22 protein-coding genes are annotated in these 21,160 nt (G+C 72.8%); 15 read left to right on the top strand and 7 right to left on the bottom strand.

The features are described from left to right. Positions 1-28: 28 nt before the first annotated feature. Positions 29-712, top strand: a complete 684-nt coding sequence (locus AB0B33_RS15795) for a TetR/AcrR family transcriptional regulator C-terminal domain-containing protein (RefSeq protein WP_360771752.1) — start codon at positions 29-31, stop codon at positions 710-712. Here the strand turns inward: AB0B33_RS15795 and AB0B33_RS15790 are convergent. Next, on the bottom strand, positions 702-1,988 hold the full coding sequence (locus AB0B33_RS15790; RefSeq protein ID WP_360771750.1) for an ABC transporter substrate-binding protein: 1,287 nt from the start codon (positions 1,986-1,988) through the stop codon (positions 702-704). The two genes, AB0B33_RS15795 and AB0B33_RS15790, sit on opposite strands and share 11 nt — an antisense overlap. A 129-nt stretch (positions 1,989-2,117) precedes the next feature. Here AB0B33_RS15790 and AB0B33_RS15785 point away from each other — a divergent pair, with 129 nt between their 5' ends. Both AB0B33_RS15785 and AB0B33_RS15780 read left to right on the top strand, forming a co-directional pair. Further along, positions 2,118-3,140 carry a LacI family DNA-binding transcriptional regulator gene (locus AB0B33_RS15785; protein ID WP_360771747.1) on the top strand — a complete coding sequence of 341 codons (1,023 nt, stop codon included), beginning with the start codon at positions 2,118-2,120 and terminating at the stop codon, positions 3,138-3,140. Positions 3,141-3,242: 102 nt separating this feature from the next. Then, entirely contained in the window at positions 3,243-3,611 is a 369-nt protein-coding gene (locus AB0B33_RS15780) for a DUF742 domain-containing protein (protein WP_360771745.1), read from the top strand. Positions 3,612-3,619: 8 nt separating this feature from the next. Here AB0B33_RS15780 and AB0B33_RS15775 read toward each other — a convergent pair whose 3' ends face one another. Continuing rightward, on the bottom strand, positions 3,620-4,450 hold the full coding sequence (locus AB0B33_RS15775) for an alpha/beta hydrolase (RefSeq protein ID WP_360771742.1): 831 nt from the start codon (positions 4,448-4,450) through the stop codon (positions 3,620-3,622). Positions 4,451-4,490: 40 nt separating this feature from the next. Further along, positions 4,491-5,096, bottom strand: coding sequence for a TetR/AcrR family transcriptional regulator (locus AB0B33_RS15770; protein ID WP_360771739.1), 606 nt, complete (start codon positions 5,094-5,096; stop codon positions 4,491-4,493). Between the two features lie 32 nt (positions 5,097-5,128). On the opposite strand from AB0B33_RS15770, the gene AB0B33_RS15765 reads away from it, so the two are divergent. From AB0B33_RS15765 to AB0B33_RS15730, 8 genes are all read left to right on the top strand, one after another. Then, on the top strand, positions 5,129-5,992 hold the full coding sequence (locus AB0B33_RS15765) for an SDR family NAD(P)-dependent oxidoreductase (RefSeq protein WP_360771737.1): 864 nt from the start codon (positions 5,129-5,131) through the stop codon (positions 5,990-5,992). Positions 5,993-6,098: 106 nt separating this feature from the next. Further along, positions 6,099-7,427, top strand: a complete 1,329-nt coding sequence (locus AB0B33_RS15760) for a cytosine permease (protein ID WP_360771734.1) — start codon at positions 6,099-6,101, stop codon at positions 7,425-7,427. A gap of 11 nt (positions 7,428-7,438) precedes the next feature. Then, complete coding sequence (locus AB0B33_RS15755; RefSeq protein WP_360771731.1) at positions 7,439-8,980, top strand: hydantoinase/oxoprolinase family protein; 1,542 nt, start codon at positions 7,439-7,441, stop codon at positions 8,978-8,980. Further along, on the top strand, positions 8,980-10,050 hold the full coding sequence (locus tag AB0B33_RS15750; protein ID WP_360771728.1) for a DUF917 domain-containing protein: 1,071 nt from the start codon (positions 8,980-8,982) through the stop codon (positions 10,048-10,050). Before AB0B33_RS15755 ends, AB0B33_RS15750 begins: the two co-directional genes overlap by 1 nt. Beyond that, on the top strand, positions 10,047-11,141 hold the full coding sequence (locus AB0B33_RS15745; protein WP_360771725.1) for a DUF917 domain-containing protein: 1,095 nt from the start codon (positions 10,047-10,049) through the stop codon (positions 11,139-11,141). The genes AB0B33_RS15750 and AB0B33_RS15745 overlap by 4 nt, the downstream gene beginning before the upstream one ends. Next, positions 11,138-11,848, top strand: a complete 711-nt coding sequence (locus tag AB0B33_RS15740) for an SDR family oxidoreductase (RefSeq protein ID WP_360771722.1) — start codon at positions 11,138-11,140, stop codon at positions 11,846-11,848. The genes AB0B33_RS15745 and AB0B33_RS15740 overlap by 4 nt, the downstream gene beginning before the upstream one ends. A gap of 21 nt (positions 11,849-11,869) precedes the next feature. Further along, a complete protein-coding gene (locus AB0B33_RS15735) occupies positions 11,870-12,940 on the top strand; it encodes a DUF917 domain-containing protein (RefSeq protein WP_360771720.1) in 1,071 nt (356 codons plus the stop codon). Between the two features lie 46 nt (positions 12,941-12,986). After that, on the top strand, positions 12,987-14,468 hold the full coding sequence (locus AB0B33_RS15730; protein WP_360771718.1) for a helix-turn-helix domain-containing protein: 1,482 nt from the start codon (positions 12,987-12,989) through the stop codon (positions 14,466-14,468). Here AB0B33_RS15730 and AB0B33_RS15725 read toward each other — a convergent pair whose 3' ends face one another. The 3 genes from AB0B33_RS15725 to AB0B33_RS15715 are packed head-to-tail and all read right to left on the bottom strand — an operon-like array spanning position 14,469 to position 16,989. Beyond that, complete coding sequence (locus AB0B33_RS15725; RefSeq protein WP_360771715.1) at positions 14,469-16,163, bottom strand: hypothetical protein; 1,695 nt, start codon at positions 16,161-16,163, stop codon at positions 14,469-14,471. It abuts the gene before it with no gap. Beyond that, on the bottom strand, positions 16,163-16,477 hold the full coding sequence (locus AB0B33_RS15720; RefSeq protein WP_360771712.1) for a hypothetical protein: 315 nt from the start codon (positions 16,475-16,477) through the stop codon (positions 16,163-16,165). The genes AB0B33_RS15725 and AB0B33_RS15720 overlap by 1 nt, the downstream gene beginning before the upstream one ends. Then, complete coding sequence (locus tag AB0B33_RS15715; RefSeq protein WP_247021801.1) at positions 16,474-16,989, bottom strand: YbaB/EbfC family nucleoid-associated protein; 516 nt, start codon at positions 16,987-16,989, stop codon at positions 16,474-16,476. The genes AB0B33_RS15720 and AB0B33_RS15715 overlap by 4 nt, the downstream gene beginning before the upstream one ends. 177 nt (positions 16,990-17,166) lie before the next feature. On the opposite strand from AB0B33_RS15715, the gene AB0B33_RS15710 reads away from it, so the two are divergent. Then, positions 17,167-18,177 carry an aldo/keto reductase gene (locus AB0B33_RS15710; protein WP_360771709.1) on the top strand — a complete coding sequence of 337 codons (1,011 nt, stop codon included), beginning with the start codon at positions 17,167-17,169 and terminating at the stop codon, positions 18,175-18,177. A gap of 55 nt (positions 18,178-18,232) precedes the next feature. On the opposite strand, the gene AB0B33_RS15705 is transcribed toward AB0B33_RS15710, so the two are convergent. After that, complete coding sequence (locus AB0B33_RS15705) at positions 18,233-18,700, bottom strand: hypothetical protein (protein WP_360771706.1); 468 nt, start codon at positions 18,698-18,700, stop codon at positions 18,233-18,235. A gap of 101 nt (positions 18,701-18,801) precedes the next feature. Between AB0B33_RS15705 and AB0B33_RS15700 the strand changes: the two genes are divergently transcribed. From AB0B33_RS15700 to AB0B33_RS15690, 3 genes are all read left to right on the top strand, one after another. Further along, the gene (locus AB0B33_RS15700) at positions 18,802-19,491 is read left to right on the top strand and encodes a response regulator transcription factor (protein WP_247021807.1); all 690 of its coding nucleotides are present in this window, start codon (positions 18,802-18,804) and stop codon (positions 19,489-19,491) included. Further along, complete coding sequence (locus AB0B33_RS15695) at positions 19,488-20,822, top strand: HAMP domain-containing sensor histidine kinase (protein ID WP_360771702.1); 1,335 nt, start codon at positions 19,488-19,490, stop codon at positions 20,820-20,822. Before AB0B33_RS15700 ends, AB0B33_RS15695 begins: the two co-directional genes overlap by 4 nt. A gap of 73 nt (positions 20,823-20,895) precedes the next feature. Continuing rightward, positions 20,896-21,160 (top strand): hypothetical protein (locus AB0B33_RS15690; protein WP_360771700.1); only part of this gene is annotated, 265 nt, incomplete at its 3' end.

Below are 21,160 nucleotides of genomic sequence, written 5' to 3'. Positions count from 1 at the left end.
TCGCAGAAGGCGTTGTATTGTCCGCGGCATGGTGGTGTGGGAGCGGCCGGAGCCGCCGGATCGGCCGGTGCCGGCCCCGCTGAGCAGGGAATTGATCGTCCGGGCGGCGGTCCGGCTGGCCGACGCGGACGGCCTCGTGGCGGTTTCGCTGCGCAAGGTCGCCGCGGAGCTGGACGTCGGGCCGATGCGGCTGTACGGCTACATCGCCACCAAGGAAGAGCTGCTCGACCTGATGGCCGACGCGGTCCACGGCGGGATCCGGCCGACCGGGGACGGGTGGCGCGAAGTGCTGCTCTCGCTGGCCGAAGCCACCCGCCAGGCCGTCCGCCGCCACGAGTGGTTCGCCGACCTGATCGGCGGACGGCCCGCGCTCGGGCCGAACGCGCTGGCCAAGGGCGAGGCAGTCGTGGCCGCGCTGGACGGCGTCAGCGTGGACGACGTCATGCCGGTCGTCTCGGCGGTCGACGCGTACGTGATCGGTGCGGTGCGCCGCGAGACCGCCGAACGCCGCGCCGAGCGCAGCTCCGGGATGGACAGGGAACAGTGGCAGCGGTCCTACGGCCCGTACCTGCAGCGGACCCTGGCCACCGGCCGCTACCCCGCGCTGTCCACGGTCATCCACGACGCCGTCCACCTCGACGCCGACGAGACCTTCCGGCTGGGCCTCGACTTCCTCCTCGACGGCATCGAAGCGCGGCTCGCTAGGGGATGATGCCCCGCGAATCCAGTGCGTCGGCCAAGCGCTCGCGCAGTTCCTTCGCCGTCGCCTGGACGTCGATCTCCGCCGGCGGTGAGAGGACCTTCGACATCACCGTCGACAGGTTTTGGTACGCCGGGGTCAGCGGGCGGACCGCCGCGTCCGTCAGCGCGGCCCGGATGTCGTCCTTCATCGGGTACTGGTCGGCCATCGTCGGGTTTTCCTTGGCGTCGGCCGGTTTCGCCGCGTCGAGCGGGCTGGTGTCTCGGTAGATCGTCGCGATGCTCGGCGGGATACCGTCGACCAGCGCCTGGTACTTCTGGCTCGCCGCGTTCCGCAGGCACAGCGCCGCTTCGAACGCTTCGGGCTTGTGCCGGGAGTACGTGCTGACCGCGAGGTTGAAGCCGCCGATGGTCACCCGGCTCGGCTGGCCCGCGGTCACCGACGGGTAGCGCGTCCACTTGAAGTGGCTGAGGTCCTGCGGCTTTTCCTTGGCGTAGGAGGCGTAGACGAACGGCCAGTTCAGCTCGGTCGCCGCCTGCCCGCGCTGGAACGCCTGGCGGATCTCGTCCTCCTTCTGGTTCGTCAGCGACGGGTCGGTGATCCCCGCGGTGGTGAGCCGCTTGAGGAGCTCCAGCGCGCGCACCGCGCCGTCGTCCATCACGACCGAACGGCCGTCGTCGGACAGGATGTGCCCGCCCGCCGAGGCGACCAGCGTGTTGTAGAAGACGACCAGGCCCTCGTACTGCGCGCCGGTGAACAGCACCTGGTACGGCTTCCCGGCCGCCTTCAGCTGTTCCGCCTGCGTCATCAGCTCGTCGAACGTCTTCGGCGGCGACGGCGTGATCCGGTCGTCGTACCAGAGCAGCTGGACGTTGGTGTTCTTGGTGGCGCCGTAGAGCTTCCCGTTCCACTTGGCCGTGGCGAGCGGGCCGGGCAGCACGTCCCGCGTGGCCGCGGCCGCGTTCGCGCCGGTCCATTCCTCGGCCCAGCCCGCTTCGGCGAACTCCGGCACCCACGTGACGTCGAGGCCGAGCACGTCCAGGGACGCGTCGCCCGCGGCGAGCCGGCGGACCATCTGCTCGCGCTGACCGTCCGCGCCGCGCGGCAGTTTGTTGTAGACGATCTTGTACTTGCCCGCGGCGGCCGCGGTGCAGCGGTCGACCACCGTCTGCAGGTGGTCTTCCGGCGAGATGTACAGGTTGATCGTCAGCCCGGCGGCCGAGGAGCACGCGACGAGCGCGGTGCCGGCCAGCACGGCCGCGGCCGTGAGGGGGAGGAGCTGGCGCATGTCGGCCTCCTTGTCGGACAGGCGACGCGCGATTGCAAGCGCTTGCATCGATGATTAGCCTTGATCAAGGCAGGTGTCAATGGCGGCAACTCGGATGGTTGCAAGCGCTTGCAGCGAAGGGGGCGGGGCATGCCGGACAAGCTCGACGACGTCGCCCGGGTCGCCGGGGTCTCGGCGGCCACCGTGTCGCGGGCGCTGCGCGGGGTGCCGGGCGTCGCCGAGCGCACGCGGACCCGGGTGCTGGCGGCCGCCGCGCAGCTGGGCTACGCGATCTCGCCCGCGGCGTCGAGCCTGGCCACCGGCCGCACCGGGACGGTCGGCGTGCTCGTCCCCTACGTCGACCGCTGGTACTTCTCGCGCCTCATCTCCGGCGTCGAGCGGGTGCTGCGCGAGGCCGGGATCAGCCTGCTGCTCTACAACCTCGGCGACGACGCGGGCCGCGCGCGGTTCTTCGCCGACCTGCCGCTGCGCCGCCGGGTCGACGCCGTGCTCGTGCTCTCCCTGCCCCTCGCGGCTTTCGAACGCGAGCTGCTGCTGGGGCTCGGCACCCCACTCGTCACGGTCGGTACCGAGGAACCCGGCGCGGACTCGGTCGGCATCGACGACCACGCCGCCGCCGCGGCCGCGATGCGGCACCTGGTCCAGCTCGGGCACCGCGAAATCGCGTTCATCGGCGAGGACGAGCCCGTCCCGCTCGGCTTCACGACGCCGTTGCGGCGGCTCGCGGCCTATCGCGAGGTCTACCACGCGGTGTGCCGGGAGGACGGCCGCGAGCCGGACCCCGCGTTCGAGACCGGTGGCGGCTTCACCGTCGCGGGCGGGGAGCGGGCGATGGGGACGCTGCTCGGCCTGCCCCGCCGGCCGACCGCGGTGTTCGCCGCGTCCGACGAAATGGCGTTCGGGGCGCTGCGGACGCTGCGCCGGGCCGGGCTGCGGGTGCCGTCGGACGTCTCGGTGGTCGGCTTCGACGACCACGACCTCGCCGATCTGCTCGAACTGAGCACCGTGGCGCAGCCGGTGGCGGAGCTCGGGGAGCGGGCCGGGCGGCTGCTGCGCGCGAGGTTGTCCGGCGGAAAAATCGCGACATCGCCCGCGATTGTCGGGACGCACCTGGTACTTCGGGGTAGTACTGCGCCGCCACCGGGGCGTTGATCAGCGGTTTTTCCGGCACTACTCCGTCCGGTCGATTGCGGGTGAGTCGATCACCCGGTCAAATAATCGCCGACAAGGATTAATCGCCGTGAGGAGCTGGCTGTGCACTGGGGGTCCGTGCTCGAAGAAGGCGGAGCGGGGATGGTCCGTCCGTACTTCCGCACTCATGGCCGCACCCGCCCGACCCGGGACCTGCCGGTCGAGACGCTCGTCTCGATCACGCAGCGGGGACGGGCGGTGGTGCGGGGGAGCACGCGGGAGGAGACGGAGATCTGCGCGCTGCTCCGGACTTCGCAGTCGGTCGCGGAGGTCGCCGCGCGGCGCCGGATCCCGCTGGGGGTGGCGCGGGTCCTGCTGTCGGACCTGGCGGACCGGGGGATCGTCGCCGTGCACACCGCCCGGAAGGGCGCGGGGAACCGGCCGAGCCTCGAGCTGATGGAACGCATCCTGCACGGGCTCAGCCGGATCTGAAAGAGCTCTCACGCGGTGGTGAACTCCCGGACCAGCCGGGCGAACTCCTCGGGCTGGTCGAGTGGCAGCAAGGTGTAGCTGTCGTCGACCAGCGCCAGTTTTCCCTTGGGCAGCAACGCGGTCAGCCGTTCGCCGTGCTCCGGCGGCATCACGCGGTCCTCGCGGGCCCACGCCACCAGCGCCGGCCGGTCGAACGCCGGCAGCCGCTCGGCCACCGCCACCAGGATTCCCGGCGCCGCGGCGAACTCCCGCAGGACGCGAACCGTGTCGCGGCGGATGCCGGCGTCGCCGAGCAACGGCCGGATCCAGCGTGCCGCGACGGCGTCACCGCGTTTGGTGAGCCGGCCGAACGCGATCGGCAGCCGGCGCACCGCGCGCAGCCGCATCTGCTGCATGAACACGCCGAACAGCCCTGGTGACAGCTTTCCGGTCAGGAACAAAGTCTTACCGGTCAGCCCGGGCGGGAAGTTGTCGAACGCGTCGCACGACGCCAGCACCACCCGGCTGACGCGCGCAACGCCGTCGGCCATCAGCAGCTGCACCAGCGCGCCGCCGGTGTCGACGCCGACCAGGGTCACCTCGCGCAGGTCGAGGCCTTCGAGGAACTCCGTCAGCAGCCGGGCGATCCCGGGTAGCGACAGGTCGGCGCCGGGACGCATCGGCTTGCGGTGGGCGCCCAGCGGCAACGTCGGGACCACGCACCGGTGACCGGGCAGCGCGGCGACCGGGCCGTCCCAGAGCGAGCCGTCCATCAGGAGGCCGTGGACGAACACCACGACCGGGCCCGGCCCACCCGTGTCGGTGTACTCGACGGTCCCCGCGGTCAGCTCGATCTGCATGGTTCGAAGTGAACCACGTGGTTCGCAAACTGTCGAGGGCTCAGCCTGCGGCTTCCTCCCGGGTCACCGCGCGCAGCAGCGCCTCGAACCCGGCCTCGGCGCCGGAGCCGTCGTCGCTGGTCAGCAGGTCGACGAGGAAGCCGCGCAGGGTGGCGAGGATCATCGAGGCGACTTCGTGCTTGCGCTGCTCGGGCCAGTCCGCGGGACAGAACGAAATCAGCGTCGGGAGGTACTGCTGCGACGCTCCGCGGCCGAGCGCCGCGTACCGGCCCGGGTCGTACATCGCCAGGCCCATCGCCTGGTCGAGCACCCGGCGCAGCTCCGACTCCTCGTCGCGCAGGCTCACCCAGGCGGCACGCACGCGGTCGGTCAGTGTCGAGGGTTCCGCCGCGACGGCCGCCAGCGCGTTGCCGATCCGCCGCTCCCGCAACGAAAAGACCACCTGTCGCAGCAGGTCTTCGACGCCGTCGAAGTGGTAGAGCAGCACCTTGTGCGTCGTCCCGGCCGACCGTGCCGCCCGCCGCAGCGAGAAGTCGACGAGACCGTTCTCGGCGACGTCGTCGGTGATCGTCGCCAGCAGCTCCCGGCGCCGGGCCTCGCCGCGGGCCGAGCCGGCCGACCGCCGGTAGCCGGTAGCGTTCTCCATGCGGGACAGCTTGGCACGGGGAGGGGACGTCGATGCGGGTGCTGGTGACCGGCGGCAACGCGGGGATCGGGTATTTCGCCGTGGAGCAGCTGGCTTCGGCGGGCGCGGACGTCGTGCTCGGCAGCCGCGACGCGGCGAAGGCGGAAGCCGCGATCGCGTCGATCCGGTCGCGGGTCGCCGGGGCGGTGGTGACGCACGTCCGGCTCGACCTGGCCGACCTGGCCCAGGTCGCCACCGTCGACACCGGTGAGCTCGACGCCGTCGTCTGCAACGCCGGGGTGCTGCTCGACCACCCGCCCCGCCGCGAGACCGCCGCCGGCCACGAGCTGATGTTCGGCACCAACCACCTCGGCCACTTCGCGCTGATCGCGCGGCTGCTGCCGGTGCTGGCGCCGGACGCGCGCATCGTCACCACCGGCAGCTTCGCCGCGAAGTCCGCAAAGCTCGACTTCGCCGACCTACAGAGCGAAGCCGGCTACGTCCCGAAGCGCGCTTACGAACGCTCCAAGGTCGCCCAGATGCTCTTCGCCGTCGAACTCGACCGGCGGCTGCGGGCAACGGGCTCGAAGCGGCTGAGCGTCATCGCCCACCCCGGTGGCGCCCTGGACTCGCTGACGCCGTCGCGGCCGCCGGTGCACGTCCGCACCACCGGCCAGTGGCTGCGCGGCCTGCCGGCCCGGGTGCTGCTGCACGGCAAGGACGCCGGTGCGCGGCCCGCCGTCCGCGCGGTGCTCGGCCCCGATGTCGCGGGCGGGCAGCTGTGGGGCCCGCGGGTGTTCGGCCTCCGCGGCCGGCCGAAGCTCGAGGAGCGCTGGGCGAACCTGACCGGCGAGGCAGCTGCCGAGCGGCTCTGGGCGGAAAGTGCCACGCTGACCGGAGTGGACCCGCTGGCCTGAATGCACAGCGCTGAGGCTCACGCTGTGCACATCGCACGGTGACGCCGCCGGAACCGCTGCTTACGGTGCGGGGAACCGTTTCCCCCGCACGGAGAAGGAGGTCGGCGTGGCCTCAACAGTCGGTGTCGATGACTATGCCCTCACCAGAGTGCCGGACCACGCCCGGTATTCGTGGTGGTCGGTCGCCGTCCAGCGGTTCGGCCAGGTGTCCGCCCTGTCCCAGTTCCTGCTCGGAGCCACCGTCGGCTTCGGGATGAGCTTCTGGAACGCGGTACTGGCGTTCACGCTCGGCTCGGTCATCTTGGAGCTCATCACCATCCTCGTCGGCGTCATCGGCGTCCGCGAGGGCCTCTCGACGTCCATGATCGCCCGCTGGACCGGCTTCGGCCGCGGCGGCTCGGCGCTCATCGGGCTCGCCATCGGGATCAGCCTCATCGGCTGGTTCGGTATCCAGTCGGCAGTATCCGCGCAGGGGCTCGTCGCGCTCATCGGCGGCCTGCCGGAGTGGGGCTGGGCGCTGCTCTTCGGCCTGCTCGTCACCGCGATCGTCGTGCGCGGCTTCCACTCCATGGCCTGGACGGCGTACCTCACCGTGCCGGCCTTCCTGATCCTCGTCGGGTGGTCGGTGATCTCCGAGCTGACCCGCCACGACCTCGGCACGCTCGTGTCCTCGGCCCCGCCCGGCCCGGCACTGAGCCTGTTGCAGGGCACCACGCTGGTGGCGGGCGGCTTCATCGTCGGCGCCGTGATCACCCCGGACATGACCCGCTTCAACCGCACCACCGCCGACGTCGTCAAGCAGACGCTCGTCGGCATCACCCTCGGCGAGTACGTCATCGGCCTGTCCGGCGTCCTGCTCGCGCACGCCGTCGGCAGCGCCGGCATCACCACCATCGTGACGTCGTCGGTCGGCTGGATCGGGCTGCTCATCGTCATCGCGGGCACGATGAAGATCAACGACTGGAACCTGTACTCCTCGGGGCTCGGCGTCGTGAACTTCATCGGCACGGTGTCGGGGCGCAAAGCCCACCGCGGTCTGGTGACGGCCGTGCTCGGCGTCGCGGGCAGCCTGCTCGCCGCGGCCGGGATCCTGGCGAAGTTCACCGACTTCCTCACCGTGCTGGGCGTCGCGTTCCCGCCGATCGCCGGGATCATGGTCGCCGAGTACTTCGTGGTGAAGAAGTGGCGCGGGGACCTGGAATCCGCGCGGGCGCGGGGAACCGTGCCCGAGGACGCGCCGGCGTGGGTGCCCGCCACCCTCGTCGTCTGGGTCGCCGCCGCGTTGTTCGGCGAGTTCGTCGAGTGGGGCCTGCCGAGCATCAACTCGCTCGTCGTGGCCTTCGTCCTGTACGTCGTCGCCGGGAAGCTCGGTCTGGTGCGGGGGATCGGCAGCAGCCGGACCGCCGAGACCGCTCCCGCCGTCCAGTCTGCTTAAGGAGAACCTTCGTGCGCATCGGCATCGACGTCGGCGGCACCAACACCGACGCTGTCCTGCTCGACGGCCGTCAGGTGCTCGCCTCGGTCAAGACCAGCACGACCGCGGACGTCACCTCGGGCATCGTCGCCGCGATCGACGGCCTGCAGCGGCAACGCGCGTTCGACCCGGCGGCGGTGCGGGCGGTGATGATCGGCACCACGCACTTCATCAACGCCCTCGTCGAGGCCCACCGGCTCGCGCCGACCGCGGCCGTGCGGCTGAGCCTGCCCGCCGGGGCGTCGCTGCCGCCGATGGTCGACTGGCCGCAGCGGCTCGTCGACGCGGTGTCGGGGCGCAGCTACCTGGTCCACGGTGGACACGAGTTCGACGGCCGCCACATCGCGGAGCTCGACGAGAGCGAACTGCGCAAGGCCGCCGACGACATGGGGGCGGCCGGGGTGCGCAGCGTCGCCATCACCTCGGTCTTCTCCCCGGTCAACGCCGAGTTCGAGACCCGCGCGGCCGAGATCATCGGCGCGCAGCTGCCGGACGTCGCGATCTCGCTGTCCCACGAGATCGGCCGGATCGGCCTGCTGGAGCGGGAAAACGCGACGGTGATCAACGCGGCGCTGCGGGAGCTGGCCGCGCACATCGTCGACGGGCTGTCCGCGTCGGTCACCGGCGCGGGCATCACCGCACCGCTGTACCTGAGCCAGAACGACGGCACGCTGATGGACGTCGACTTCGCCCGCCGCTACCCGGTGGCGACCTTCGCTTCCGGGCCGACGAACTCGATGCGCGGCGCGGCGATCCTGTCCGGTTTGGACACGTGCGCGGTGGTCGACGTCGGCGGCACGACGTCGGACGTCGGTGTGCTGCGGCAGGGATTTCCCCGTGAGGCGACCACGGACGTCAGCGTGGCCGGCATCCGCACCAACTTCCGGATGCCGGACGTGCTGTCGATCGGCATCGGCGGCGGCAGCCGGGTGCGCGGGAACGTCACCGTCGGCCCGGATTCCGTCGGCTACGAGCTGACGTCGAAGGCGCTCGTCTTCGGCGGGGACACGCTCACCGCGACCGACATCGCGGTCGCCGCCGGCCGCGCGGAGATCGGCGACCCGTCGCTGGTGTCGCATTTGGACAAGGCGCTGGTGCGGGCGGCGCTGGACCGCATCGCCGCCGAGGTGTCCGATGTGGTCGAACGGATGCGGACGTCCGCCGAGCCGTTGCCGGTGGTGGCGGTCGGCGGTGGTTCGGTGCTGCTGCCGGACGAGCTCGCCGGGTGCGGCGAAGTCCACCGGCCCGAGAACTACGCGGTGGCCAACGCGATCGGCGCGGCCATCGCGCAGATCGGCGGCGAGGTCGACCGCGTCTACGTGATCGAGCCCGGCCGCCGCGAAGCGGTCGTCGACGAGGCGAAGCAGGAGGCCGTGGACCGCGCGGTCGCCGCTGGTGCTTCGCCGGCTTCGGTCGGCATCGTCGACTTCGACGAGGTGCCCATCCCGTACCTGCCCGGCAACGCCACGCGCATCCGCGTCAAGGCCGTCGGCGACCTGCAGCTGGGGGCGTGATGCGCGAGATCACCGAGCACGACCTCGACGACATCGCCCGCGGTGCCGCCATCCTCGGCACCGGGGGCGGTGGCGACCCGTACATCGGCAGGCTGCTGGCGCTTTCGGCGGTGCGGGAGCACGGCGCGGTGCCGCTGGTTCCGCTGGCGGAGGTGGGCGACGACGCCGTCGTGCTGCCGGTCGCGATGATGGGCGCGCCGACCGTCATGGTGGAGAAGCTGCCGTCGGCCGAGCAGGTGGGCCTGGCCGCGCGCACGCTCGCCGGCTACCTCGGCAAGGAGCTGACGCACATCGCGTGTGCCGAAGCCGGGGGCGTCAACTCGCTCATCCCGGTCGTCGCGGCCGCGCAGCTCGGCCTGCCGCTGGTCGACGCCGACGGGATGGGGCGCGCGTTCCCCGAGCTGCAGATGGTACTTCCCACACTGTATGGAATCCGGGCCACGCCGATGTCGATCGCCGACGAAAAGGGCAACCGCGGAGTATTGGATACCGTCGACAATCGCTGGGCGGAGCGCCTGGCGCGCTCGGCGACCATCGACATGGGCTGCTCGGCGATGATCAGCAACTACGCCATGTCCGGCGGCCAGGCACGGGAATCCCTGGTGCCGGGCACGCTGAGCCTGTGCGCCGAACTGGGCGCCCTGGTCCGGGCCGCACGTGCCGCGCACGAGGATCCCGTGGCCCGGGTCGCTTCCCGGCTGGGCGGACGGCGGCTGTTCAGCGGCAAGGTCGTCGACGTCGCCCGCCGGACGGTCACCGGGTTCGCCCGCGGCGAAGCGAAACTGTCCGGAATGGACGACGACACCGGAGCGGAACTGGTGCTGCGCTTCCAGAACGAGCACCTGGTGGCCGAGCGCGACGGTGTCGTCCAGGCGTCGGTGCCCGACCTGATCTGCACGCTGGAACGCGAGTCCGGCGAGGCGGTGACGACCGAAGGGCTGCGGTACGGCCAGCGCGTCACGGTGATCGCCGCGCCCGCCGACCCGCGCTGGCACACGCCGGAGGGCATCGCGCTCGCCGGCCCGCGGTACTTCGGCTACGACATCGACCCGATCGGGGTGGCCGGGTGAGCTGGACCCTGACCGAGGACGACCTGCCGGACCTCGCCCGCGGCGCCGCCGTGCTCGGCACCGGCGGCGGTGGCGACCCGTACGTCGGGCGGCTGCTCGTGCGCGAAGCCATCCGCGAGCACGGGCCGATCACGATCCTCGAGCCGTCCGAAGTGGACGACGACGCACTGGTGATCCCGACCGCGCAGATGGGCGCGCCGACCGTCGTGCACGAGAAGCTGCCCAACGGCGCCGAACCCGTGCTGGCGCTGCGGACGCTGGAGAAGCACCTCGGCAGGCGCGCGGACGCCACCATGCCGATCGAGTGCGGGGGCATCAACTCGATGATCCCGCTGATCGTCGGCGCCCGGCTCGGGCTGCCGGTGGTCGACGCCGACGGCATGGGCCGGGCGTTCCCGGAGCTGCAGATGGAAACGTTCGGTGTATACGGTATCCCGGGCTCGCCGATGGCGATCGGCGGCGAACGCGGCGAGACGACGGTGATCGACACCGGCGCGGACAACCGGCGGATGGAGTGGCTGGCCCGCGGGGTCACCATCCGGCTCGGCGGTGTCGCGCACATCGCCGAGTACGCGATGAGCGGCGCCGACGTCAAGCGGACCGCCGTGCCGCGAACGCTTTCGCTGGCGCTGACCGTGGGCCGGACGATCCGGGAAGCGCGGGCGGCCAACGAGGACCCCGTCGACCGGCTCGCTTCGGCGTTGCGCTCGACGCCGTACGAGCACCTGCGGGTGCTGTTCCGCGGCAAGGTGTCCGATGTGGAGCGCCGGACCGAGGCGGGCTTCGCGCGCGGGCGCGCGGCGGCGGTGTCGTTCGACGGTTCGAGCAAGCTGGAGATCCTGTTCCAGAACGAGAACCTGCTGGCCACAGTGGACGGTGAGGTGCGCTGCCTGGTGCCGGACCTGATCTGCGTGCTGGAGTCGGCGACGGCCGAGCCGATCACCACCGAAACCCTGCGCTACGGCCAGCGCGTCACCGTCGTCGGCATCTCGACCCCGCCGCTGATGCGCACGCCGGAAGCCCTGGACACCTTCGGCCCGGCCGCGTTCGGGCTGCCGCACGACTTCGTCCCCGTGGAGGAGATCGGATGAGCTTGGCCGGGAAGCAGGTCGTGATCATCGGTGGTGGTTCGGGCATCGGGCGGGAAGTGGCCCGGCGGGCTGCCGCTTCGGGTGCGTCGGTCCACCTCGGCGGGCGGACGCCGGAGAAACTTTCGACGGCGGCGAAGGAGGTCGACGGGACCTGGCAGGTCGTCGACAACACCGACCAGGACTCGCTGGCGGCGTTCTTCGATGCTCTCGACCGCGTCGACCACCTGTTCACGCCCGGCGCGTCCTACACGGTCGGGCCGCTGCGGGAGCTGAGCGACGAGGACGCCGCCAGCCCGTTCACGACGAAGTTCTGGGGCCAGTACCACGCCGTCAAGCACGCGGTGCCGAAGCTGGCGCCGGACGCGTCGATCGTGCTGATGTCGGGCGCGGCGAGCGTCCGGCCGCCCGGTGCCGCGCCCGCGTACGTCGCCTGCAACGCCGCCGTCGAAGGGCTCGGGCGGGGGCTGGCGGTCGAGCTGGCGCCGGTCCGGGTGAACGTCGTCGCGCCGGGCACGATCGACGGCGACCTCTGGGCCGGGCGGCCGGCGGACGTCCGGGAGGCGAGCTTCGACCAGTACTCGCGGGACACGCTGCTGCACCGCGTCGGGAAGGAGTCCGAAGTGGCCGATGCGGTGCTGTACCTGTTCGGCAGCACGTACACCACCGGGTCGACGCTGTACCCCGACGGTGGGTACGCGCTGCGCTGACCTCGTCTACTGTGGTCAGTCATGCGCATCACCGCCGGTGACGTGGCCGCCCTCGAACGCGGGGTGGCCCTGCTCGGGTCCGGCGGTGGCGGGGACACCGTCACCGCCGCAGTGCTGCTGCGCCGGCTGGTCGAAGGCGGCCGCGAACCCGAGGTCTCCGCGATCGGGGAGCTGGCGCCGGACGCGCGGGTCGTGCCGGTCGGGGTCGTCGGTGCGACCGCGGCGTTCACCGAGAAGCTGCCGGGCGGCGACGAGTTCGCGGCCGCGGTGGCCGCCGTCGAACGCTGGACCGGCGAGCGCGCCGACGCGCTGATGTCCATCGAGATCGGCGGCCTCAACGGGCTGCTGCCGCTGGTCGTGGCCCAGCAGCTCGGGCTCGCCTACGCCGACGCCGACCTTTCGGGCCGCGGCCTGCCCCGGCTCGACCAGTTCTCCGTCGCGGCGACCGGCCGCGGGATCGCGCCGGCCGCGCTGGCCGAGCCCGGCGGCCAGGTGGTGGTGCTGGCGGCCGGGTCCGACGCCGTCATCGAGCGGGGAACCCGCGCGTTCCTGGCCGGTTCCGGTGGCTGGGCGGCGTTCGCGCTCGCGCCGATCCCGGCCGGGGAGCTGGCGGAGTGCGCGGTGCCGGGGACTACGAGTGGCGCGCTGGCGCTCGGCCGCCGGGTGGTGGCCGCGGGGGAGAGCCCGGCGCGCGCGGCGCTCGAAACGGCGTTGGACGGCTCGGTGCTGGCCCGCGGCCGCGTCCTCGAGGTGGCGCGGCACGTCGGGCCGGGGCAGCACGGCAGCCCGGGCTTCGGCCGCGGCAGCGTCACCCTGGCCGACCACCGCGACGGCTCGTTGCTGCGGCTGGAAATGGAGAACGAATACCTGCTGGCGCTGCGCGACGGCGCCCCGGTGGCGTCGACCCCGGACGTGCTGTCGGTGCTCGACCACCGCACCGGCGTCCCGGTGTCGTGCGACGCGATCCGCGCGGGCGTGGAGGTCGACGTGGTCCGCCTGGCGGCGGCGCCGTTCTGGACCGACCCGCGCTGGCTGCCGGTGGTGCGCCCCCGCGCGTACGGCATCGACTGCGACCCGGTGGGCCTCCCGTGACCGGCTACCCCCGAGCACCCCGATGTGCCGGGCGGAGGTGGGGCCGGTGAGCCTGCGGCGGGTGCTCGCGCTGCCCGGCTGGGCCGAGCACGTCCGGTTGCTCGCCGGTGCGGCCGGGCTCGACCGTCCACTCGCGACGGTTCAGGCCACTTTGGACGCTTCGCGGACGCCGGTGGCGGGGGAGCTGACCGTCGTCGTCCGGCCGGTCGCCGGGACCGACTGGCAGATCGACGCGCTCCTGCGCCGGTGCGCCGACGCCGGGGCGGCCGCCGTGCTGCTGCCCGGTGCCGCGCCGCTCACCGCGTCACGGCTGCTCGCCGACCGGCTGGCGGTTCCGTTGCTGGGTACCGGTGCGTCGCCGCTGGACCTGCTCGTCGAGGCCCGGCTCATGCTCGCCGCGCCCGAACTGGACCGCGCCGAACTGCTGCTGGCCACCCACCGCGCGCTCGGCGACCGGCTGCGCCCGCCCGAAGAGGTCGTCGCGGTGCTGGGGCGGCTGCTGCGGTCGCCGGTCGCCGTGCTCGACGATCGCGGGGCGCCGCTGGCCGGTGAGGTCACCGGGCGCGTCCGGCTCGACGAGCCGGTCCCGCAGCGGACCGAGCTCGACGACGGCGTGCTGCTGGCCCACCCGGTGCTGCTGCAGCGGCCGGCGCTGTGGCTGGCGGCCGAGCTGCGGGGGACCGAAGCCGCGCGGGCCGACGTCGTCCCGCCCGCGCTCGCCGTGGCGGCCGGGGTGCTGCAGCGCTGGCTGCTGGCCAACCGGCTGGAACTGGAACGGGACGCGCGCTCGCGCACGGCGTTGCTCGGCGACCTGCTGCGCCTGGACACCGAGCCCGGCGCGGACCTGCGCCGCCGCGTCGCGGACGCGGGCTGGCGGCTCGGCGGCTGGCACGTCGGGCTGCACATCGGCGTCCCGGCGGCGTTCGACACGGTGGCCCGCACCCAGGACGTCGTGCGGGCGCTGCGGGCCGGCGACGTCGAGGCGGTGGTCGTCGAGCACGGCGACGGCTGGACCGGCTGGGTCACCTTCGACCACGAGCCGACCGCGGCCCGGGTGCGCTCGCTGGCGACCCGGCTGCAGGCGGCGCACCGCACGCTGCGCCTGGGCGCGCACATGGGCGTCGGCCGGCCGCACGCGCGCCCGGAAGGCCTCGCGGCGACGGTCGCGGAAGCCCGCGATGCGGCCCGGCTCGCCGCGACCCGGCCGGAAACCGGGCACTTCCTGCACGTCGACCAGCTCGGCATGGCCCAGCTGCTGCTGGAGTGGACCCGCACGGACACGTTCGAGCCGGCCGCGCGGGCCCTGATCGCCCCGCTGCTGGACGCCCCGGGCGACCTGGTCCGCACCCTGGCGGCCTACCTGGATGCGGAGTCGTCCCTCGCCGAGACGGCCACGGTGCTGGGCGTGCACCGCAACACCGTGGCCGCGCGGGTGGCGCGGATTTCGCAGCTGCTCGGCGTCGACCTGTCCCGCCCGGACGAGAGACTGGCGCTGCACCTCGCGTCCCGGGCGGTGACGTTGGAGTGACTAGTCGTCGTCCCCGCCGCCGGTGACGTTGCCGATGCTGGCCGGCACGCCCTTGATCATGTCGACGACGGTCTTGCCCGCGAGGCCCGACTTCCCGAACCACGGGTCGGTCATGACCTTGATGGCCGACTCGAACTTTTCGGCGCCTTCCTTGCCGAAGAGCTTGCCGAGCTCGTGCACGGAGAAGTTGCTGATCTTGTCGAACTTCTGCATGATCTCCGGCGTCACACCGTCCACTTGGGACAGCTTGTTCTTGATGACGTCGGTCATCTGATCGGTGAACGGCTTGTGCGGCTTGGGATCCGGGGTGGGGGCGGGCGCCGGGTCCGGCTTCGGTTCGGGCGTGGCGTCGGGTTTGGGGTCAGGCTTGGGTTCCGGGGTTGCTGAGGATGAGGAGGGCGCAGGTTCTGGTTTTGGTTCGGGCTTGGGCTCGGGTGTGGTGTCGGGCTTGGGCTCGGGTTTGGGTTCCGGCGTGGCCGAGGACGGGGTGGTGTCCGGTTTCGGCTCGGGCTTGGGTTCCGGGGTTGCTGAGGATGAGGACGGCGCGGGTTCCGGTTTCGGCTCGGGCTTGGGTTCCGGTGTGGCCGAGGACGGGGTGGTGTCCGGCTTGGGCTCGGGCTTGGGTTCCGGCGTGGCCGAGGACGGGGTGGTGTCCGGCTTGGGTTCGGGCTTCGGCTCGGGCGTGGCCGAGGACGGGGTGGTGTCCGGCTTGGGTTCGGGCTTCGGTTCCGGTGTGGCCGAGGACGGGGTGGTGTCCGGTTTCGGCTCGGGCTTGGGGTCCGGCGTCGGGTCCGGCTTGGGTTCCGGTTTCGGGTCCGGCGTCGCCGAAGAGGGTTTCGGGTCCGGCTTCGGCGTCGGGGTCGCGTCCGGCTTCGGGGTGGGCTTCGGGGTTGGTGTCGGCGTCAGGCTGCCCGCCGGGGGCTTCGCCGCCGCCAAGTCGTCGCCTGCTTTACCCATCTTCGTCAGGGCCTGGAGCAGGTCGCCGAGCTTCTTCGCCAGCTGGGCCAGCTTCGCGCCGATCTTGCCCAGGGCCGTGGCCACCGTGCCGATCGTCGTGCCGATGAAAATGGCGATCGACGCGCCGAACGTCACCGGGGCCAGGGCCGCCGCGATCAGGGCGCCCTTGATGATCGTCGCGAGGAGCATCGCGATCAGGTCGCGCAGGATGCCGCGGAAGGCGCCGACGATGCCGCCCGCGATCTTCATGTTCTTGCCGGCCTGGTCGAGGTACCAGCCGAGGGAGCCCAGCTGCTCGGTGACCGCGTCCATGTCCTTCTTGAACTGGTCCGCGGCGTTGCCGCTCCACTCCTTGAGCAGCGTGTCGAGCGCCTGCTGGTGCTGCGTCGACCACTCCTCGAGCTTCTTCTTCTCCGCGGAAAGCGCTTCACTGGCCGCCGCGATGCCGATCGGGTCGCCCATCAGGATGTCCAGCGGCCAGCGGAGGATCGTGATGTGCTCGATGAGCCAGCCGATCCCGGCCGTGAGAAGGCTGCCGATCGGATCGAGCACGAGGCCGATCGTCTCCAGCGCCATGCCCGCCGAGCCGATGCCGATCGCGACCTTGTCGTTGTCCTTGACGGCTTTGTCCAGGCCGATCGCCGCTTCGAAGAAGCCCGCGCCGGCCGAGGCGTTGTCGCTGTTGAACAGTTCGGAGCCGTGGAGGCTGACGTCCTTGCTCTGGTAGTCGTCGCCCACTAGTCGAACCTCACGATCGAGTTCACGGCGTCCTCTTCACCCGACTGGTAGCGCTTCGCGGCCTCGGTGACCTTGTCGGCGAACTCGCCGATCGTCTTCGAATACGCGTCGAACTGGTCCCGGGCCTTGTCCGTCCACGTGCTCGCACCCGCGGCCATCAGCTGGCACGCCGGGTTGATCCCGAACATGCCGGGGTCGCAGACCATGCCGCCGACGAGGTCCGAAGTGCCCTTGAGGTTGCTTTGCAGCTCGTCGAGGTGCTTGCCGAAGGTGGCCAGTGGCTCCGAAGAGACCTTGAAGCCGCCGCCGCTCACCAGGGGTTCGATTCGTCGTCGAAGTGGTCGTCGGCCGGGGGACGGCGACGCGGGGCGGACGGCGGTGCGGGCGGAGCCGGCGGACGCGGCGGTGCGGGCGGGGCCGGCGGCGGGGTGGTTTCGGGGGGCTCCGGCGCCGCGAAGTCGCCGTCCGGCGGCGGATCCGGGGGCAGGAAGGAGCGGACCATGTCGGTCGACTCGCCGTCGCCGTTGATGGTCGCGAAGGAGTCGGCGACGGCGCGGGCGGTCTGGCGCTGCGCGTCGCGCACCGCGCCCATGATCGTCGCGGTCAGCCGCGCCGGACCCAGTTCGCACGCGCGGTGCCCGAGCTCGAGGTTCGTCAGGGCGCCGTTCGGGGCGAGCGTCACGGTGACCGCGCCGTCGCGGGTGCGGACCGTCGCCCCGGCCGCGGAAATCGCTTCGGTCAGCGCCGCGGCCTTCGTCTGCATCTCCCGGACCTGCCGTTCGAGCAGCAGCTGGAAGTCTTCACCTGGCCCCAGGTTCGGTTGCACGAAATCGACTCCTCGAGACGGGGATCGGGCCGGCGCCCGTGATCCGGCCAGGCTAGCGCACCCCGGACGTTCATCCAGTGCTAGCCGGGGGTATGCCTGGATGTCTCCCCGAAGTTGCCCGCGAATGCCCCCCGATCGGGTTGACCCGGTCCGCGCTCCGGGTTGCACGATCGGGTCATGACCGAACTGGACGACTACCGGCCGCTGGGCCGCTCCGGGCTGCGCGTCTCGCCGCTGGCGCTGGGCGCGCTGACCTTCGGCTCCGGCCCGCACTGCGCCGACGACGACACCGCCCGCGCGGTCTTCCGCGCCTACACCGGGCGCGGCGGCAACTTCGTCGACACCGCCGACAACTACAGCGCCGGGCGCAGCGAGGAGCTCGTCGGCGAATTCCTCCGCGACGTCGACCGCGACGACGTCGTGCTCGCCACCAAGTACTCCGGGCCCGGCTTCGACGGCGGGAAACCGCTTTCCGACCCCCGCCACCGCAGCAACGGCCGCAAGAACATGGTCGCATCGCTGGAGGCGTCGCTGCGGCGGCTCGGCGTCGACCACGTCGACCTGTACTGGCTGCACATCTGGGACGGCTTCACCCCGGCCGAAGAGGTCATGGCGGCGTTCGACGACCTCGTGCGCGCCGGCAAGGTCCGCGCGGTGGGCCTCAGCGACGTCCCGGCGTGGTACGCGACGAAGGCCGCGATGCTCGGCGGCCCGCCGGTGACGGCGCTGCAGCTGGAGTACTCCCTGATCGAGCGCGCGATCGAGGCCGAGTTCGTGCCGCTGGCGCGGGAGTTCGGCATCGCGGTCCAGCCGTGGGGCGCGATCGGCGGCGGGTTCCTGTCCGGCAAGTACACCCGCGACGGCGGCGGGGAAGGCCGGCTCGCCGAAGGCGCGCCCTACCGCTCCGCGGCGGAGACCCGCTGGGCGGTGCTGGACGTCGTCCGCGAAGTCGCGGCCGAGGTGGACGCGACCCCGGCCCAGGTGGCGCTGCACTGGGTGACGCGCCGCCCGTCGATGCCGGCGCCGCTGATCGGCGCCCGGTCACCCGGGCAGCTCGCCGAAACCCTGGGCGCGCTGACTCTGGAGGTGAGCGACGCCCACCTCGACCGGCTGACCGGGGCGAGCGCGCCGGAACTGCCGTTCCCGCACGGCATCCTGGCCCGGCTCAACGCCGGGCTGCCGGGCTAGCCGCGTGTCGCAGGGTGTTCGACGGCCGGGGTCGGCGGACCTCGGCCGCGCGACGCTAGCCGCGGCCGTGGTGGCCGTCGTCGGCGACCGTTTCCGCGTGCGGCTCGCCGTCGCGGCAGGACACGAGCACCACGTTCTCGGTCCCGTCGTCCTTGAACTTCACCGACGCGGTGGCGGCCGGACCGCGGTCGACGTCGTCGGCGCGGAAGCCGGGGGTCGGGCTCCACGACAGCAGCTCGACCCGATCCCCGGTGCACTTCGCGACGAGACTGCCGCCGGGAACGGTCAGGCCACGCGGTTCCGGGGCACCCGGCGCGGTCGTCGTGGCCGGCGGGACCGGCGCGGAGGTGCTGCTCGCGGGCAGCGTTTCCAGGGCGCGGGCCACGTCGTCGGCCGAGAGCGGCTGGTTCTGCGGGCCGAGGATGCCCGCGCCGACGACGTCGAGGGCCACCGTGCCGACGCCCGCGGTCGCGGCGGCGGCCAGCAGCCAGCCCGTCGCCATCAGCACCCCGCGCCTGTTCATCCGTCCACTGTGCCATCCGGGCGGGTTAAAGCGCGGCTAAGCCGTCCTTAGCGTTCGCCTGGAGCCCGGCGAAGCGGCTTCGCGTGTGTAGCCTCCCGGACATGGCGACCGTGCTGCTCGTCGAGGACGACCCGACCATCCGCACGGCCGTGCTGCGCGCGCTGACCGAGCGCGGGCACGCCGTGACGTCCGCGCCGACCGCGATGGCCGGGCTCCAGGCCGCCGTCACCGACCGGCCCGACGTCGTGCTGCTCGACCTGGGCCTGCCCGACCTCGACGGCCGCGAGGTGCTGCGGATGGTCCGGGCGGTCAGCGCCGTGCCGATCATCGTGGTCACCGCCCGCGGCGCCGAGGAGGAGATCGTCCGGCTGCTCGATGCGGGCGCCGACGACTACGTGGTCAAGCCCTTCGGCGGCGCCCAGCTCGACGCCCGGATCCGCGCCGTGCTGCGGCGCAGCGAGCCGGAGGAGACGACGGCCCCGGTGGTGGTCGGCGGCCTGAGCGTGGACGCGCGGACCCGGCAGGCGTCCCTCGAGGGCGAGCCGCTCGACCTCACCCCGCGCGAGTTCGACCTCCTGCACTACCTCGCGAGCCGGGCGGGGACCGTGGTGAGCAAGCGCGAGCTGCTCACCGACGTCTGGAAGCTGCCCTACGCCGGCGCCGACAAGACCGTCGACGTCCACCTGTCGTGGCTGCGGCGCAAGCTCGGCGAGACCGCGCAGGAACCGCGGTACCTGCACACCGTGCGGCGGGTCGGCGTCCGGCTGGCCGAGCCGGGGGCCGGCGCGTGAGGAAGCGGCTCGCCGTCCTCGTCGCCGCCGCGATGAGCCTGGTGCTGGTGGCGTTCCTGGTGCCGCTGGCGATCCTGCTGCAGTCGGTCACCGCGGACCGCGCGGTCACCGCCGCCACGGCGAAGGCCCAGTCCCTGACGTCCCTCGTGGCGACGGCGGGGACCGCGGCGCTGCGGCCCGCGGTCGACCAGCTGAACACCGCCTGCGACAACCGGGGCTCCGCCCCGGGCCGGGGGCTCCGCCACCCGGAACCCCCGAACGAATGCGGGGGCCACCCGGTGACCGTGTTCCTGCCGGACGGCACGGTGCTCGGCGCGCCCGGCCCGCGCACGCCGGGGGTCACGCTGGCCGCGGCCCAGGGCAGCAGCCTGACCGTCGAAGGCGACGACGGCCGGGAGATCCTGGTCGCCGTCCAGGGACTGCCGCGGGGCACTGCCGTCGTGCGGGCCTTCGTGGACCGGGCGGAGCTGACCCGCGGACTGGGCGCGGCCTGGCTGGTCCTGGCCGGGCTGGGGGTGCTGTTGCTTGCGCTCGGAGTGTTCGTGGCCGACCGGCTGGCGCGCTCGATCGTGCGGCCGGTCCACGAGCTCGCGGCGGTTTCGCGCCGGCTCGCCGACGGCGACCTCGATGCCCGCGCGCGGCCCGGCGGCCCGGGGGAGGTGCGGTCGGTCGCGGCCGCGTTGAACCTCCTGGCCGCCCGGATCCGCGACCTGGTCCGGCAGGAACGCGAAGCCGTGGCCGACATCTCGCACCGCCTGCGGACGCCGTTGACCGTGCTGCGGCTGGACGCCGAGGCGTTGCGCGACCCCGAGGAAGCGGACCGGATCACCGGCCACGCCGAAAGTCTGGAGCGCCAGGTGACCGCGCTCATCGACCAGGCACGGGCGCGGGACGCGGCACCGGGGGCGTGCGACGCGGCGCTGGTCGTCCGCGAACGGGCGGACTTCTGGGCGGTGCTGGCCCAGGACCAGGACCGCGCGGTGACGGTGGCGATCGACCCGGGCCCGCTGCCGGTCGCGGTCGGCGAGCCCGAGCTGGCCGCGTGCCTGGACGCGTTGCTGGGCAACATCTTCGCGCACACCCCCGAGGGAACGGCCTACGCGATCCGGCTGTCGGCGGCGCCCGCGGGCGCCCGCCTGGAGGTCTCGGACGAGGGCCCGGGCTTCGACGAGGTCCCGCGCGGCGAGAGCGGCGCCGGTTCGACCGGGCTCGGGCTCGACATCGCCCGCCAGACGGCGCGGGCGTCCGGCGGGACGTTCAGCGTGACCCGCGCGCGGCCGCACGGCGTCCGGATCGCACTGGAACTCGGCGCGGCGTTAGGGATGCCTTAAGGTGCGGGCAGCGCGCCGCTAGCGTCCGGTGCGTGAAGCTCCTTTTCGTTGACAGGCAACGAAAGGAATGCACATGCGCAAGATCCTGGTGATCGCCGCGGCCGGTGCCGCGCTCGCGGTGGGCGGCACGACCGCGGCCCTGGCCCAGTCCGGCGCCGACGACGGTCGCCCGACGACCAGCACCCCCGCAAGCTCGGCGACGACCACGGGCTCCCGGCCGAGCAGCACGCACGACCTGGGTGACGACCACGGGGGCCGGACCACGCCGAGCACGTCCGCGACCCGCAGCCACGACCTGGGCGACGACCACGGTGGCCGCACGACGCCGGGCAGCTACC

It is taken from the genome of Amycolatopsis sp. NPDC049159, assembly GCF_040648295.1.
In the GTDB taxonomy this organism is placed as follows: domain Bacteria; phylum Actinomycetota; class Actinomycetes; order Mycobacteriales; family Pseudonocardiaceae; genus Amycolatopsis; species Amycolatopsis pretoriensis_A.
The sequence above is the reverse complement of the archived record's forward strand: the minus strand, read 5'-3'. Positions and strand labels throughout refer to the sequence as shown.